15 protein-coding genes and 1 pseudogene are annotated in these 16153 nt (G+C 66.2%); 5 read left to right on the forward strand and 11 right to left on the reverse strand.

The genetic code is table 11. From position 1 onward, the window contains the following. The 3 genes and pseudogenes from ACLBYA_RS22710 to ACLBYA_RS22720 form a co-directional block, all read right to left on the reverse strand. Positions 1-211, reverse strand: a pseudogene (locus ACLBYA_RS22710) (DUF732 domain-containing protein); the annotation flags it as partial. An 11-nt stretch (positions 212-222) separates the two neighbouring features. Then, entirely contained in the window at positions 223-3117 is a 2895-nt protein-coding gene (locus ACLBYA_RS22715) for an MMPL/RND family transporter (protein ID WP_447711715.1), read from the reverse strand. Positions 3118-3178: 61 nt separating this feature from the next. Further along, the gene (locus tag ACLBYA_RS22720; RefSeq protein WP_447711716.1) at positions 3179-3643 is read right to left on the reverse strand and encodes an MmpS family transport accessory protein; all 465 of its coding nucleotides are present in this window, start codon (positions 3641-3643) and stop codon (positions 3179-3181) included. 156 nt (positions 3644-3799) lie between these two features. Between ACLBYA_RS22720 and ACLBYA_RS22725 the strand changes: the two genes are divergently transcribed. Beyond that, positions 3800-4381 (forward strand): TetR/AcrR family transcriptional regulator, encoded by a 582-nt coding sequence (locus tag ACLBYA_RS22725; protein ID WP_447711717.1) that lies wholly within the window; start codon positions 3800-3802, stop codon positions 4379-4381. On the opposite strand, the gene ACLBYA_RS22730 is transcribed toward ACLBYA_RS22725, so the two are convergent. Beyond that, the gene (locus ACLBYA_RS22730) at positions 4355-4942 is read right to left on the reverse strand and encodes a hypothetical protein (protein WP_447711718.1); all 588 of its coding nucleotides are present in this window, start codon (positions 4940-4942) and stop codon (positions 4355-4357) included. The two genes, ACLBYA_RS22725 and ACLBYA_RS22730, sit on opposite strands and share 27 nt — an antisense overlap. 81 nt (positions 4943-5023) lie before the next feature. Between ACLBYA_RS22730 and ACLBYA_RS22735 the strand changes: the two genes are divergently transcribed. Continuing rightward, entirely contained in the window at positions 5024-5842 is an 819-nt protein-coding gene (locus tag ACLBYA_RS22735; protein WP_447711719.1) for a mycofactocin-coupled SDR family oxidoreductase, read from the forward strand. A gap of 9 nt (positions 5843-5851) precedes the next feature. On the opposite strand, the gene ACLBYA_RS22740 is transcribed toward ACLBYA_RS22735, so the two are convergent. Continuing rightward, positions 5852-7348, reverse strand: a complete 1497-nt coding sequence (locus ACLBYA_RS22740) for a potassium/proton antiporter (protein ID WP_447711720.1) — start codon at positions 7346-7348, stop codon at positions 5852-5854. A gap of 56 nt (positions 7349-7404) precedes the next feature. Here ACLBYA_RS22740 and ACLBYA_RS22745 point away from each other — a divergent pair, with 56 nt between their 5' ends. After that, positions 7405-8025 carry a potassium channel family protein gene (locus ACLBYA_RS22745; RefSeq protein ID WP_447711885.1) on the forward strand — a complete coding sequence of 207 codons (621 nt, stop codon included), beginning with the start codon at positions 7405-7407 and terminating at the stop codon, positions 8023-8025. Here ACLBYA_RS22745 and ACLBYA_RS22750 read toward each other — a convergent pair. The 5 genes from ACLBYA_RS22750 to ACLBYA_RS22770 form a co-directional block, all read right to left on the reverse strand. Beyond that, the gene (locus ACLBYA_RS22750) at positions 7942-8856 is read right to left on the reverse strand and encodes a hypothetical protein (RefSeq protein WP_447711721.1); all 915 of its coding nucleotides are present in this window, start codon (positions 8854-8856) and stop codon (positions 7942-7944) included. The two genes, ACLBYA_RS22745 and ACLBYA_RS22750, sit on opposite strands and share 84 nt — an antisense overlap. Positions 8857-8868: 12 nt before the next feature. Then, positions 8869-9645 carry an SDR family oxidoreductase gene (locus tag ACLBYA_RS22755; protein WP_447711722.1) on the reverse strand — a complete coding sequence of 259 codons (777 nt, stop codon included), beginning with the start codon at positions 9643-9645 and terminating at the stop codon, positions 8869-8871. A gap of 10 nt (positions 9646-9655) precedes the next feature. After that, the gene (locus ACLBYA_RS22760; protein ID WP_447711723.1) at positions 9656-10408 is read right to left on the reverse strand and encodes an SDR family oxidoreductase; all 753 of its coding nucleotides are present in this window, start codon (positions 10406-10408) and stop codon (positions 9656-9658) included. Between the two features lie 86 nt (positions 10409-10494). After that, complete coding sequence (locus ACLBYA_RS22765) at positions 10495-11799, reverse strand: DUF1963 domain-containing protein (RefSeq protein ID WP_447711724.1); 1305 nt, start codon at positions 11797-11799, stop codon at positions 10495-10497. Positions 11800-12151: 352 nt separating this feature from the next. Then, on the reverse strand, positions 12152-12409 hold the full coding sequence (locus tag ACLBYA_RS22770; RefSeq protein WP_447711725.1) for a hypothetical protein: 258 nt from the start codon (positions 12407-12409) through the stop codon (positions 12152-12154). Positions 12410-12699: 290 nt separating this feature from the next. On the opposite strand from ACLBYA_RS22770, the gene ACLBYA_RS22775 reads away from it, so the two are divergent. Continuing rightward, positions 12700-15198 carry a DEAD/DEAH box helicase gene (locus ACLBYA_RS22775; RefSeq protein ID WP_447711726.1) on the forward strand — a complete coding sequence of 833 codons (2499 nt, stop codon included), beginning with the start codon at positions 12700-12702 and terminating at the stop codon, positions 15196-15198. Here ACLBYA_RS22775 and ACLBYA_RS22780 read toward each other — a convergent pair. After that, positions 15195-15863 carry a winged helix-turn-helix transcriptional regulator gene (locus ACLBYA_RS22780; protein ID WP_447711727.1) on the reverse strand — a complete coding sequence of 223 codons (669 nt, stop codon included), beginning with the start codon at positions 15861-15863 and terminating at the stop codon, positions 15195-15197. The genes ACLBYA_RS22775 and ACLBYA_RS22780 overlap by 4 nt on opposite strands. Positions 15864-15951: 88 nt before the next feature. Here ACLBYA_RS22780 and ACLBYA_RS22785 point away from each other — a divergent pair, with 88 nt between their 5' ends. Next, positions 15952-16125: a hypothetical protein gene (locus ACLBYA_RS22785; protein ID WP_447711728.1), complete on the forward strand. Its 174-nt coding sequence runs from the start codon at positions 15952-15954 to the stop codon at positions 16123-16125. Positions 16126-16153: the final 28 nt, after the last annotated feature.

Raw genomic sequence — 16153 nt, forward strand, 5'->3', positions numbered from 1 at the left:
AGTCCTGGGCATTGGCGTCGATGCCGCGGTCGAGGCGTTTGCAGGCGATCTTGCCGATCCAGGCGTTGAAGTCCTTCTGCCCGTAGATGCCGTAGGTGTGCAGTTCCTTGGCGAATGCGGAGTCCGGGTCGGCGTGTGCCGGAGCAGCGAACACCACCGCTGCCGCCGCACACACACCGGCCAGCGCAGCCGCCAATTTGGTTGTCGCCATACCCAACTCCCTTACTTCGTATCCGGCGCGCCGACCGGGACCGGCTCCGTCGGCGGCTTGGGCCAGGGCACCTGCACGGGACGGCGACGCACCATCTGCGGCCACCAGAACCACTTACCCAACAGTGCCGCGATCGACGGCGTCATGAACGCCCGGATCACCAACGTGTCGAACAGCAGACCCAACCCGATCGTCGTACCGACCTGGCCCATGACGGTGAGCTCGCTGACCGCCATCGAGATCATGGTGAACGCGAACACCAGGCCGGCGGCCGTCACCACCGAACCGCTACCGCCCATCGCCCGGATGATGCCGGTGTTCAAGCCGGCGTGGATCTCCTCTTTCAGCCGCGCGACCAACAACAGGTTGTAGTCCGCACCCACGGCCAGCAGGATGATCACCGACATCGGTAACACCATCCAGTGCAACGGAATACCGATCAGGTGCTGCCAGATCAGCACCGAGATGCCGAACGCCGACCCCAGCGAGATCAGCACGGTGCCGACGATCACCGCTGCGGCCACCACGGCACGGGTGATGATCAGCATGATGATGAAGATCAGTGCGATGGAGGCGATTCCGGCGATGATCAGATCCCAGTTGGCGCCGTCCTGCATGTCCTTGAAGGTCGCCGCGGTGCCGCCCAGATAGATCTTGGATCCCTCCAGCGGGGTGCCCTTGATGGCCTCCTTGGCGGCGTTCTTGATCGCGTCGATCTTGGCAATACCCTCGGCGCTCAACGGATCACCGTCGTGACTGATGATGAACCGCACCGCATGCCCGTCCGGCGACAGGAAGTTCTTCATACCGCGCTTGAAGTCTTCGTTCTCGAAGGTCTCCGGCGGCAGATAGAACGAATCGTCGTTCTGGGCGGCATCGAACGCTTCGCCCATCGCCGACGAGTTGTCCTGCATCGCCGACATCTGATCCTGGATGCCCTTTTGCGTCTGATACATGGTCAGCATGTACTTCTGCATGTTCTTCATCGTCGCGATCATCGAGGGCATCAACGCCACCATCTGCGGCATCAACGCGTCGAGGCGCTCCATGTCCGGGATGATGTCCTCGAAGTTGTCGGTCATCACGTCGATGCCGTCGAGGGTGTCGAAGATCGAGCGGATCGCCCAGCAGCCCGGGATGTTGAAGCAGTGCGGTTCCCAGTAGAAGTAGTTGCGCAGCGGCCGGAAGAAGTCGTCGAAATTGGCGATGTTGTCCCGCAATTCGGCGATGTCGAGCGACATGTCCTTCATCTTGGCGACCATCGAATGCGTGGTGGCAGCCATCTGCACGGTGATGGAGTTCATCTTCTCCATGCTCGCGATGGTCGTCTGCATATCGTCGGCCTGCTTGAGCATGTTGGCCATCATGTCCTGCTGGTACTTCTCGTTCATTTTCTGAGTCGTACCCTGCATGCTGATCTGGAACGGGATCGAGGTGTGCTCGATCGGGGTGCCCTGCGGCCGGGTGATGGCCTGCACCCGCCCCACACCCTCGGTGCGGAAGATGGCCTTGGCGATCTTGTCGATCACCAGGAAGTCCGCCGAGTTGCGCAGATCGTGATCGCTTTCCACCATCAGCAGTTCCGGGTTCATCCGGGCCTGCGAGAAGTGCCGGTCCGCCGCGGCGTAACCCTGCTGCGCGGGCAGATCCTCGGGCAGGTAATTGCGATCGTTGTAGTTGGTCTGATAGCCGGGCAGGGTCAGCAGCCCGATCATGCTGATGGCCATCGTGGCGATCAGGATGGGGCCGGGCCAGCGGACGATGGCCGCACCGATCTTGCGCCAGCCGCGGGTCCGCATGGCGCGCTTGGGTTCCAACGTCTTGCCGAACCGGGTGACCACCGAGATGATGGCCGGTCCCAGCGTCAGCGCGGCGAACACCACGACCACCATGCCGATCGCCAGCGGGATACCGAGGGTGACGAAGTACGGCATGTTGGTGAAGTGCAGGCAGAAGGTCGCACCGGCGATGGTCAGGCCGGAGCCCAGCACGACATGCGCGGTGCCGTGGAACATCGTGTAGTAGGCCGACTCCCGGTCTTCACCGGCGGAGCGGGCCTCCTGATATCGACCCAGTAGGAAGATCGCGTAGTCGGTGGAGGCCGCGATGGCCAGCGTCACCAACAGACCGGTGGCGAACACCGACAGACCGATGATGTCGTGATAACCCAGGAAGGCGATCGCCCCGCGTGCCGACAGCAGGCACAGCACCACCATGACGATCGTGACGATCATCGTCACGATCGATCGGTAGATCAGCAGCAGCATCACGATGATGACGATGAAGGTCAGACCCTCGATCATCTTCAGGCTGCGATCGGCGGCAATCTGCTGATCGGCCTGCATGGCCGCCGGCCCGGTCACAAAAACCTTCAGCCCGGGCGGTGTCGGCATGTTGTAGACGATGTTCTGGACGGCTTCGATGGACTCGTTGGCCAGTGCCTCACCCTGGTTACCGGCCGTGTAGACCTGCACATAGGTGGCTTTGCCGTCGGAGCTCTGCGCGCCCGACGCGGTCAGCGGGTCGCCCCAGAAGTCCTGCACGTGCTGGACATGTTCAGGATCGGCTTCCAGCCGGTCGATCATGTCGTTGTAGAAGTCGCGGTCGGCCTCGGTGAGCTGGTTCTGGCTCTCCAGCACGATCATGATCGAGCTGTCCGAGGTGTACTCGCCGAACACGTTGCCCACGCGTTTGGTCGCGATGACCGACGGCGCGTTCTCCGGGCTCATCGACACCGAACGCAGCTGCCCGACGGTCTCCAGCTGCGGCACCGAGACGTTCAGGAAACCGATGACGACGACCCAGCCGATGATGATCGGCACCGCCAGCGTCCGGATCCATTTGGCGATACCGCCACGATGCTGCTGTGTGGCGACCGGGATCTGGTCGGTGGTCGGCTCGCTCATGCGCTCTCCTCGCAAGCTCGGAGTCCGCATTCGGTGCCGATGATTCGCTCGCTGCGCTCGCTCATGCGCTCTTCACCAGGCAGTACGTGTGCGCGCCCACCCCGTCGACGGTGCGCTCGTCCTTGACCTCGTCATCGACGGTGATCCGGCACGACAACGTGGTCCCATCGGTCTGCCCCGAAATCGTCGGGAACACCGATGGCGCGGTCGTGCTCAGCGTGATCTCCCAGGGCAGCGTCACATTGTCCGCACGCACCGGCTTGGCATCCAGATCCATGTAGTTGACGTTCGCCGTGGCGCCCGGCTCACCCCAGACCTCGTACTTGACCACCTTGGGGTCGAACGGCTCGGTGTCGTCGGCGGCACTGTTCTCGGTGGAGATGTAACCCGGGCCCGTCCCGAAGAACGTCCGCACCCGCAGCACCGTGAACGTACTCACCAACACCACCGCCACGATCACCAGCGGGATCCAAATCTTCTTCAGCACGTTCACTGCTGAGATGCCATTCGCTCGTTGGCCTTTCATGCCGCGTGGGCCGGTGTCGTCCGAAAGCGCCGATATGCTGCGCTCACACGCCAGTGAGCGTACCCTTACCGACTGCGGTCAGGTTAGCCAGGCGGCTAAGCTTGTACAAGTCACACGGCTAGAGAATGTGACGAGTGCTACTTACAAGGGGGCAAGGTGGCCAAGCCGGTATCGCAGCGCGGGTTTGCGCGCGAACGGGTCATCGAGGCTGCGCTGCATCTCTTCGCCGAGCGTGGGGTCAACGGTACTTCGCTGCAGATGATCGCCGACCACCTCGGGGTGCGGAAGGCCGCCATCTACTACCAGTTCCACACCAAGGACGACATCGTGCTGGCGGTCGTGCGACCGGTCTTCGACGATATGGAGCGCCTGGTCCGCATCGCCGAATCGATCCCGTCCCCGGAATCCCGCCGTGATGCCGCGATCAGCGGGTTCGTGGAACTCGCGGTGCGGCATCGGCGCATCGGCTCGCTGTTCTACGGCGACCCGGCGGTGTTGGCGCTGGTGCAGTCACATCAGGAGTTCGAGGCGGTGGCCGACAGCCTGCGCGAACTGCTGATCGGCGCCAACCACGATGCCGAGACCCGCGTGACCATCGGCATGATCACCTCGGGGGTGTTCGGCAGTACTGCCGAACCGCATCTGCAGGACATCGGCGACCATGATCTGCACCGCATCCTGCTCGACTGTGCCCAGCGGATGCTGGCGGCCTCACGACCCGCTGAACACCTCGCCTAGCTGGCCGCCGACCTCGGCAGGCCCCGGGGGCGGCAGCGGTGTCGTCGACGTCGGGGTGACGGTCGTCGTCACGGTGGTTGGCGCCGAGGTAGCAGAGGTAGTGGTCGGCGCAGACGTCGTCGATGTCGTCGACGTGGTCGAATCGTCGGAGGTTGCCGCGGCACCCGGCTGGTGCACATCGGTCCACCTCTCCTCGCGGACCACATCGTCGCCGACGCTGAACACCAGCGCCTCGGACGTCACCGTGTAGGACTGGCCCTCGTTGAACGCCACATAGTCACTGCCGGAACTGGTGGCCGACAGCTCCAACTGCGCGCCGTCGCGCACCCGCACGCCGCGGTAGGTGTAGTTGCCGTCCGAGTCCTCGCAGACGGCCACCCGCGAAGTCGAGGTGGCACCGAAGATCACCGGCACCTCCGGGGCCGCGCACCGCGCGAACGACTTGACGTAGCCCTGGCTGTCGGATTCCGGGGCAGCGCCGGCCGGAGCGGACACCGCGAGCAGCGCGGCACCGGCCGCGGCGAAAGCGAGGGTCAGCTGCAGTGCGCGCGTGGAATACATCTGTATCAGCTGACCACGTCGCGACGGTTCCGGCCACCCGCCACGCCGATGACTTCACCGACCGCGGGCAGTCTGTCCTACATGACCACACTGGACGGCCGGATTGCCCTGATCACCGGCGGTGCCCGCGGGCAGGGCCGCGCACACGCTGTCACACTGGCCCGCAACGGCGCCGACATCGTGTTCTGCGATGCCGCAACGCAGATCGAGGAGGTCGACTACGACCTGCCCACCCCCGCCGACATCGCCGAGACCGTCCGCGCCGTGGAGGCGCACGGCAGGCAGTGCCTGGCGGTCACCGCGGACGTGCGCGACCTCGCGGCGCTGCAGGTGCTGGCCGAAAACGCCCGAGACCGGTTCGGGCATATCGACATCGTCATCGCCAACGCCGGAATCGCGAGCGGTGCGCCGCTGGCCACGATGTCCGAACAGCGTTGGCGCACCATGATCGACATCAACCTGACCGGGGTCTTCAACACCTTCCGTGCGGTGCTACCGCATCTGATCGACCAGCGGTCCGGGCGGCTGGTCGCCACCTCGTCCAGTGTCGCCACCACCGGCGCCCGCGATGCAGCGCATTACGCGGCGGCCAAGGCCGGGGTCCTCGCGCTGGTGCGGTCCCTTGCGTTCGAGGTCGCCGAGCACGGCATCACGGTCAACGCGGTGATGCCGTCCGGGGTGGACACCCCGATGATCCACAACCCGCAGACGTACCGGGTCATCCGGCCGGATCTGCCCGATCCGGGCCGCGCCGATGTGGAGCAGGTGTTCGCCAAGGGCCGCCCACGGCCCGGCCTGCTGACACCCGAGGATGTCGCCAATGCGGTGCTATACCTGGTTTCCGACGAGGGCCGCTGCCGGTCCGGGGATGCGTTGACCCTGGCCAACGGAATGGACTGAGCTCGAAGGTTATTCGGGGTCGCCGTACTCGTCGAACCAGTAGGCGAGCTTGCCGCGGCGGCTGACGGCGCGCAGCCGCGCCTCGGCGGCCGCCCGGGTCCGGCTCGTGGTGACGATCAGCAGTTCGTCGCCGGTGGCGATCCGGGTGTCGGGCAGCGGGACGAAGGTGTGGCCGTCCCGGATGATCAGCGTGATCACCGCCGGATCGGGCAGCCGCAGTTCCAGGATAGTCACATTGTGCAGCCGCGATGGCGACTGCACCTTCATCGTCAGCAGTTCGGCGTCGAGCACATCCAGCGGCGCCGCCTCGACCTGGATCTCGCGGGTCGCGCCCACCTCGGTCAGGCCCAGCAGCCGGGCCACCAGGTGCAGGCTCGGCGCCTGGATCAGCGTGAAGATCACGACCAGGATGAACACGATGTTGAGCAGCCGTTCGCTGCCCGCCACCCCGGCCACGATCGGGAACGTCGCCAACACGATCGGGACCGCACCGCGCAACCCGGCCCAGGACAGGAACAGTTGCTGGCGTAGCGGGATGCCGAATCCGACAAGGGAGGCGGCCACCGACACCGGGCGGGCCACCAGCAGCAGCACCATGCCGATCACCATGGCGGGCACCAGGTCGCCGGGCAGCTCGCTGGGATCGACCAGCAGACCCAGCAGGACGAACAACCCGATCTGCGCCAGCCAGCCCAGCCCCTCGGCGAACGACCGGGTGGTGGACCGGTGCGGCAGACCGGAATTGGCCAATACCACCGCCGCCAGATAGGCGGCCAGGAAACCGCTGCCGTGCACGCTTCCGGCCGCGGCGAAGGCCACCACACCCAGCCCGAAGGTCGCGATCGGGTACAGGCCCGACGCCGGCAACGCCATGCGCCGCAAGGTCAATGCCCCCAGGAAGCCGACCGCCAGCCCGATCACCGCGCCGGCGACCAATTCGAAGACGATCTCCCACAGGGTACCCGCGGGTTCGAACACGAACGGCACCACGCTGAACATCAGCACCAGGATCACCGCGGGCGCATCGTTGAAACCCGATTCGGCCTCCAGCAGCCCGGCCAGCCGCCGGGGCAGCGGCAGCACCCGCAGCACCGAGAACACCGCGGCGGCATCGGTGGACGACACGATGGCACCGACCAGCAGGGCCAGCTGCCACTCGAAGGCCAACAGGAAATGCGCTCCCGCGGCGGTGATCACGGTGCTCACCAACACGCCCACCGTGGCCAGCGCACCGGCCGGTGCCAACACCTTTCGAATATCGGCGAACCGGGTGGTCAACCCGCCCTCGACCAGGATCACCGCCAGCGCCGCGGTGCACATGTTGCGGGCCGCCTCCACGCTGTCGAAGTCCAGGCCCAGCCCGTCACGTCCCAGCACCACCCCGACGAGCAGGAAGAACAGCAGCGCCGGGAAGCCGACCCGGGTGGCCACCCGGGTACCGACGATGCTGGCCAGCAGCACGAGGCCGCCGATCAGCAGCGCCAGGTACAGCTCGTGCAGCGTCATTTCGGTTCCGTCCCCCTACTGCGATAAGTCAAGATATCGGGGTGGCGGTTGCCAAGTTGCGGATCGGGATAGCGGGTGCCGGGAACGTCGCCCGCTCGGTGGCCCGTGAGCTCCTCGAGTACGGGCACAAGGTATTGCTGATCGAGAAGGAGCGCCGTCGCTTCGAACCGCACACGGTGCCCGCGGCGGACTGGCTGCTCGGTGACGCCTGCGAGCTGTCCACACTGCAGGAGGCCGGGGCACAGACCTGCGACGTGATGATCGCCGCGACCGGAGACGACAAGGCGAACCTGGTCATCGGGCTGCTCGCCAAAACGGAGTTCGGGGTGCCCAGAGTGGTGGCCCGCATCAACGATGTGGACAACCAGTGGCTGTTCAACACCTCCTGGGGTGTGGACGTGGCCGTGTCGACCCCGGGTGCACTGGTCGCCGGGATCGAGGGCGCCATCGACGTGGGCCATCTGGTCCGGCTGATGGGTCTGCGCGAGGGCCAAGCGGCTCTGACGAAAATCACTCTGCCACAGAATAATCCGCTGGTAGGCCGCCGGATCGACCAGGTGGATCTGCCGCCGAACACGGCGTTGGTGACGTTGTTACGCGACGACACCGTCCTGGTACCGCGACCCGACCATGTTCTCACCGCGGGTGACGAACTGTTGTTGATCACCGACGGTTGACACCGACAGCCAGTCCGCGAGGTTGCGCACGTAATCCTTCAAGGCGTGCAACGGGTACGGATCCTCTTTCATCCCGGTCCCGGGCAGCTCGGTGACGAATGACGGTGCGCCGGTTTCGATATCCCAGTTGTAGTCGGCGAAGTGGTGGAAGGTCGACGCCGCGACGGCGCGGCCCATCGGCCTGCCGTCGGCGGCGCGCTCACCGTCGAGCAGCACCGCCAGGTTGAACCGCCGGCCGGTGTGCTGACTACGCCCCTGGGCGAGCACCGTGGCATGTGGGACGTTCGCCGACACCGCGCCCTCGTGCGGATGCGCCGGGAACCATTCGACCCGCCCGCTGTGGGTGCGGTCGGTGCGCAACAACTCGTGCACCGCACCGTCGACCAGCACCGGCTGATAGTCCCCGTTGGCCCCGGAATGGTAGTTCGGCCAGGCGATATCGGGGTTGTCCTGATCGTCGCAGGGGGCCTCGGGGTCATCACCGTGGAACTGGTTGAGCTGTCCCAGTGAGCCCAGTTGCAGCAGACAGCACCCCAGGTCCTGGTGGTCGCGGGCGGTCAGCACACCGCCGCCGTTGGCCCGGAACCGGATGATCGCGGCGGCATCGGCTTCACTCAGCCCGTCGCCCAGATCGACTGCCATCAGCCAGAGTTGATCGATACCCAGCTTGTCCACATGGCTGAGCACCGGATCGTCACCCCGGGAGATCCGGTTGCGGGCCACGACCCGGTGCCCGGCGGCCCGCAGCTCGGCGACCAGCAGCGAGAACCGGCTGATATCCCAGTCCTCGGAATTCGCGGTGATGGTGGTCTGCAGCAGGATTGTCGCCATGGTTCGACGATGTCAGCCGGGCATTGATCCCGGACCCTTGGAAACCCGTAGTCTCAGCCAGTCCTCGAACCGGGTCTCGAACCGGACCGCACCTCTGGCGGGCAGCAACGCACGCTCGTCGATCCGGATGCCGCGGAACGGGGCCGCCGGGTCGGCGATGACGGCGCGACGGTCGCCGCGGGCGACGAATGCGATCCGGATGATCTCGTCGAACCGATAGGTCACCGGACCGCTGACCTCGATGGCATCGTCGAGCGGACCGCTGACGGCGGCGATCGCAAGCGACTCGGCGATATCGGCGCAGTCGATCGGCTGGACCAGCGCGGGCGGTACCCGCACCGTGTCACCGTGCGCACCGAATTCGGCTGCCGCGAGCAGCAACTCGAAGGACTGGGCCGCCCGCACCACGGTGTGGTGAATCGGCCCGGCCGCGACGAGGTGCTCCTGCAGCATTTTGGCCGCGTGGTACCCGCTGACCGGTGCCAACCGGTCGGCACCCACCATCGACAACACGATGTGGTGATCGACGCCCGCCGCCGCCTCGGCGGCCAGCAGATTGAGCGTGGTGGTCGCGAAGAATCCACGGGCCTCCGTGCAGTCCGATGACCCGAAGCTCGAGGTGTCCACCACCGCCGATGCGCCGGTGAGCACATCCGCCAACCCGGCACCGGTCACCGCGTCCACCCCGGTCGACGGGGCCGCGGCGACCGCGTCATGGCCGCGGGCGGCCAGTTCGGCCACCACCTTCGAGCCGATCCGCCCCGTGCCGCCGACGACGACTATCCGCACCGACCCGCCGCTAGTGCGCCGAAAGCCATTGTGCAAACGTGGTTTCGAAGACCGTCAACGACTCCGCCGCGCCGAGGGGCACGATGCTGCGATCGTCGATCACCGCGCCGAAATACGGTGCCTGCGGGTCGGCGATGACCTCACGCGGGTCGTCCTTGGCCGCCAGCCCGGTGCGGACGAAGTCGTCCATGGCGATCTTCTCCGGCCCGGCGATCTCGATGGGACCGTCGACGGGGGCACCGGCCGCCGCCCGGGTCACCCCCTCGGCGACATCCTCGGCGGCGATGGGCTGCATCGCCGCATGCGGCAGCCGCACCGTCGCGCCGTCGGTGGCCGATCCGGCGATGGCCTCGACGAATTCGTAGAACTGGGTGGCCCGCACGATCGTGTAGGGCACACCCGAGTCGACGATCAGCTTCTCCTGCGCGACCTTGGCGCGCATGTAACCGCTGTCGGGTACACCGGCGGCGCCGACGACCGACAGCGCGACATGGTGGCCGACACCCTGTACACGCTCGGCGGCCAGCAGATTGGCGGTCGAGGTGGTGAAGAACGCCAACACGTCGTCGTCGGCGAAGGACGGCGAGTTGGTGACGTCGACGACGACCTGGGCGCCGTCCAGCGCCTCGGCGACGCCCTCGCCGCTGATGGTGTCCACCCCGGACCGCGGCGATGCGACGACCGTGTCGTGGCCGAGTTCGATGAGCTTGGCGACGACCTTCGATCCGATCAGACCGGTGCCGCCGATCACCACAACCTTCATTTCGTGATGCCTCCGCAAGAAGTTCTGAACTGTCACTGTTCAGCTTTCCGTGCCGGAGGTCTGCGGCAGCCCTTGAAAGTCCGTAGTCAGCTGCTCTCCAGGCTCCACTGCACGCGGGAGAAGTCGCCGACCGCGAGGTCCTTCTCGTGGATGCAGACGGTGAACGTGCCCGCATCCCAGAAACAGAAGCCGGGGTTGGTATCGGACTCCAAGGTCAGCAGGGTGATCCACTCCTCGGGCAGCCCACCCTGCGCGCATGAGGCCTGGTCCTGCGGGGTGTCGTTCTGGGTGAAGACGTAGGCGTTGACGGTGTGGGTGCCGATTCGGCGGTCGGTGTTGCCGGTGAGCTCCTCCTGCAACGCCCAGTAGGCCTTCAGCAGGTCGTCATCGGCCTCGATGCCGAGCAGGACCGGATCGTCCGGGTACACCGTGTGGGCGCGGTACAGGTCGGGCACCGACACCGTCGCATCGGCGTGGATCCGGAAACCGGCATACGGCCCGTCCTGGTCACCGGTGAACTCGGCGTCCGACGGCCACCGATAGGGCTGCACGGTGTCGGCATCGGAGTGCACGACGTGGATGCCGTCGCCGTGGTCCTGCCCCTCACCGAAGAAGTACAGCCGGCCGGTTCGTGGCAGCCAGGGTTGCAGCGGGGCGAGTTCGTCGAGGTTCAGCTGGGCCAGGAACGGCCAGTGCCGGCCGTCGGTCAGCGGGTAGTCGAAATCCGCGGGCAGGTCCGGGGCACCACCGATGCGGGTGCCGCCGATGGTCGCGGGTTCGTCGGCTTCGGTGGTGCGCAGCCGGACGGCCCGGCGGGCGTGCGTGAGCAGCGTCTGTTCGGCATGGCCGAGGCCATGTCGCTGCAGCGCGGCCGTCAGTATGTCGACGTGCAAAGGACTGCTGCGGGCCAGGAACTGTTCGCGGTCGACGGCGACCGCCAGGTCGGGCCGGTAGGTGATATCGCGGAGCAGCGCCTCGTACTTTTTCTCGATGTCGACCTTGTCGATCTGGTCCAGCTCGCCGAGCCGGTCCGGGATGCAGGTGAGCGCAGTGCTGCGCAGGTACAGGTGGGTCAGCGAGGTCAGGTCACCGATCCAGTCGGGGATCTCGGTGTCCGGGTTCTTGGCATTGAACTGCTCCAACGACAGGAACTCCAGATCGGTGAACCGGCGCAGTTCGTCGGGGAAGCGTCCGTCCCAGTCCCGGAACAGGATTCGTCGTACCCGGGTCGGCTCGACGGACAACGCCTCGTCGAGATTGCCGTAGGTGTGGGCGCCCAGGGTGACCGGCTGCGGCGTGACGCCCCGCACGATGTGGACGGCAGGTCCGGTGTCCTCGTAATCGTGGCGGACGACGCCGCGCAGTTCGATCCGCTGCGGTGTCACAGTCACCTGACCGAAGAACTTCGCGCCGAACTCGAAGCCCTCCTCCCAGATGTAGAAGTCGTCGACCCATGGGCCACACGACGGGCAGCGTGGACACCCGGTAGGGCTCGTCGTACTTGTCGGTGAATCCGAAGGTGCCGCTGCGGAAACCCGGTGCGAACCCGTCGATGGGTTGGGCGCGGAACTCGAAGCGCATGCCGCCGTCGTCGAACACGACAGTGGAATCGGGGGCGAACTCGAAGTGGGTGGAACCGATCTGGAAGAGGTCAGTCACCGAATCAGGATATGTCGCCGTCGATTAGACCGACTAAGCGATGAGGGCCCGACGCCTTTTAGTTGCTGTCGTTCGCGGTCTCGTTCAGTCGACGCCCGGCGCGGTCCCGTCATACTCGCCTGTTCGAAAAGTAGGCCAGTAGGTCGTCGTGGGCCGACAACGATCCAACAATGTGCGCAAGGACGCACCGTGGAGGACCCGCACGTCAATCGCATGGCCTGGGTTCGCGACGTTGTCGACGACGTATAGGTAGTAGTTGTCCGGATCCTGATTCGCGGCTTCGAATTGGCGGTGCTCGAGAGGGACTCCCTGGCCTCGCGCCGACCTGCTGAAAGCCTTCACCTCGATTTTCGCGGTGGGCTATCGATGTCATACGGAACTCCCCGGAGATGCACGTCTTGAGGGGAACGACCGGCTTCCCGTTCAAGGCCCATGACGTGGTCGATGGCGGTACGTTCGACCTCGGAATTGACCACTACACGTACCTCCTGCGCGTCTGCTCTCCGCTTGGGTTGAGTCCACTACTAGCGCACAACGGCTCCGAACGTCAGGGCGTTGGCGATCAACGTTCGCCCGACCTACGAACCCCCGCCCTTCCGATCCGGACGCCGTCGGGCAGGCTGGTAGCCAACATGACCGCCCCTCCCCTGTCCCCGGACTCCGATGCCGACCCCGACACGCTGCTCATCGCGTTCGCCGAGTGGGCGGCAGGCAATGGCACCGCGCTGTACCCGGCGCAGGAGGAGGCGCTGATCGAACTGGTCAGCGGCAGCAATGTCGTGCTGGCCACCCCGACCGGTTCGGGCAAGTCGCTGGTGGCCACCGGCGCCATCTACGCCGCACTGGCGGCCGACCGCACCAGTTTCTACACCGCCCCCATCAAGGCCCTGGTCAGCGAGAAGTTCTTCGCGCTGTGTGATGTGTTCGGCGCGGCCAATGTCGGCATGCTCACCGGGGATGCCTCCGTCAACGCCGACGCCCCGATCATCGCGTGCACCGCTGAGATCCTGGCCAACATCGCGCTGCGCGAGGGGGCCGAGGCAGACATCGGCCTGGTCATCATGGACGAGTTCCACTACTACGGCGACCCTGACCGGGGGTGGGCCTGGCAGGTGCCGCTGCTGGAACTGCCCCAGGCCCAGTTCCTGCTGATGTCGGCGACGCTCGGCGATGTCTCGTTCCTGCGGGCCGACCTGACCCGGCGCACCGGACGGCCGACGGCGCTGGTGACCGGCGTGCAGCGACCGGTCCCGCTGTTCTACAACTACGCCACCACCCCGATGCACGAGACCATCGGCGACCTGCTGAACACCCGGCAGTCCCCGATCTACGTCGTGCACTTCACCCAGGCCTCGGCACTGGAGCGGGCCCAGGCACTGATGAGCGTCAACATGTCGTCCAAGGAGGAAAAGGCGGCGATCGCCGACCATATCGGCGCGTTCCGTTTCTCTACGGCGTTCGGTTCCACGCTCTCGCGGCTGGTGCGCCACGGCATCGGGGTGCACCACGCCGGCATGCTGCCCAAGTACCGGCGCCTCGTCGAACAACTCGCCCAGGCCGGCCTGCTCAAGGTCATCTGCGGTACCGACACCCTCGGCGTCGGCATCAACGTCCCGATCCGCACCGTGGTGTTTTCGGCGCTGTCCAAGTACGACGGCACCCGCACCCGGTTGCTCAACGCCCGCGAGTTCCACCAGATCGCCGGACGGGCGGGCCGCGCCGGCTTCGACACCGTCGGCAATGTGGTGGTGCAGGCGCCCGATCACGAGGTGGAGAACCTCAAGCAGTTCGCCAAGGTCGCCGACGATCCGAAAAAGCGACGAAAACTGGTGCGCCGCAAGGTGCCCGAGGGCATGGTGCCGTGGAGCGAGAAGACCATGACCCGGCTGATCGAGGCCGGTCCCGAGGCACTGACCAGCAACATGCGGGTGAGCACCGCGATGATCCTGGACGTCGTGGACCGCCCCGGCGACCCCTGGCAGGCCATGCGCCGGCTGCTCACCGACAATCACGAACCCCGCAAGCGCCAACTCAAGCTCATCCGCGAGGCCGTCGGCATCGCCCGGTCGCTGTTGCAGGCCGGCATCTTGGAGCGGGCCGCAGGCCCGCCGCCGCGTTACCAGCTGACCGTGGACCTGCCCGAGGATTTTGCGCTGAACCAGCCGCTGTCCACCTTCGCGCTCGCGGCTGTCGACGTCCTCGATGCCGCATCGGAAACCTATGCACTGGATGTGGTTTCGGTGATCGAGGCGACCCTGGAGGATCCCCGGCAGATCACCGCCGCGCAGCTGAAGAAGGCGCGAAGTGAGGCGGTCGCCGCGATGAAGGCCGAGGGCATCGAGTACGACGAACGCATCGAACTGCTCGACGAGGTCAGCTATCCGAAACCACTGGTCGAGCTGTTGGAACACGTGTACACGGTGTACCTGCAGACCAATCCGTGGGCCGCGGACGCCGCGCTGTCCCCGAAGTCGGTTGTCCGCGAGATGTGGGAGCGGGCCATGACCTTCCGCGAGTACGTCAGCGAGTATGGGCTGACCCGATCCGAGGGCGCGGTGCTGCGTTACCTGTCCGACTGTTTCAAGGCGCTGCGGTCGGGGGTGCCGTCCTCGGCCCGCACCGAGGAGGTCACCGATATCGTCGAGTGGCTCGGTGAGCTTGTGCGCCAGGTGGATTCAAGCCTGCTCGATGAATGGGAGCAGCTGACCAGTCCGGATCAGCCGCATGATGTTCCGGTCGCGATGCCGGCCCGCCCACGGCCGCTGACCGGTAACGAGCGCGCCTTCACCGCCATGGTGCGCAACGCCATGTTCCGACGGGTGGAACTGTTCGCGCGACGACGCTGGGCCGAGCTCGGCGAACTGGACGCCGGATCGGGGTGGAACGCCCAGCGTTGGGCCGAGGCCGGGGATGCCTACTTCGACGAACATGCCGATGTCGGTATCGGCCCGGATGCGCGCGGGCCGGCGCTGTTGATGATCGAGCGGCAACCCGGCCGGTGGCTGGTACGCCAGATCCTCGATGATCCGGCGCGCGACCATGATTGGGCATTCGTCGCCGAGGTCGATCTGGCCGAGTCCGACGAACAGGGCATGGCCGTCATCCGGTTGACCACGGCCGGCCCCGACTAAGCGGCCACCCGCCGCTGCACCAGGTCGGTGAGCACCCGCAGTGCCTGCGGGTCCCCGGCGACCGTCATCTCCCCCTGCGCGACCGCATCGCTCACCGTCGTCCGCCGGCCGGCGATCGCACCGATCACCTCGGCCTGTGACCGCACCACCACGGTGGCCGGCTGCGCAGCCGGCCCCGGCGTCACCGACATCCGCCGGTCCCGGATGGTCAGGCACGCCACGCTGTCACCGATGTGGAACTCGTAGGTCGCTTCGAAATCTCGCGGCAGCTCGGTGTCCCCGCTGCCGGCCAGGAAGCCCAGCGCCCATTCGGCACGGAACACCTCTTCGTCGGCATCCGCGCCGTCGAGCAGATGCCGGGCACCCCACAGCGCCAGCGGGATCACCGCGGCCGCCAGTTCGCGGCCGGTACCGGTCAGCTCGTAGGCGACCGCCGCGCTGGGCTGATCGAGCAGCAGCTTGCGGGCGACGACACCGTCGGCCTCCAGCTGACGCACCCGGGTCGCCAGCAGGCTGGTACCGATCCCGGGCAGTGCGTCGGCGAGCTGGTTGTAGCGCTTGGGACCCGAACCCAGCTCACGCACGATCAGCAGCGTCCAGCGCTCTCCGACCACGTCGAGTGCGTGTGCCAGGCCGCAGAACTGCGCGTAATTCCGCCGTGTCATGCCTTCACCGTACCCCTCGCTCCATGTTTCTGATGTCAACTTTGATTTCTTATGTTGCACTTCTGTTTTTTATGTTAGCTTTCAAAACATGTCTACTTACTCGAACGCCCATCCCGCGCTCCGCGGGCTCATGGCCACCTGGTGGCGCGCCTGGACGCGGCCGGCCCCACCGAGACCGCCGCGCGAGCGGCGCCACTATCCGCCGAAGCGGGACCAGGTGATCGAGACCGCCGCCATGGCGCGTGAGATGTACCGGCTGTAGAAGCGTTGACAGGCAAGTAATGACTTGC

It is taken from the genome of Mycobacterium sp. C31M, assembly GCF_053345865.1.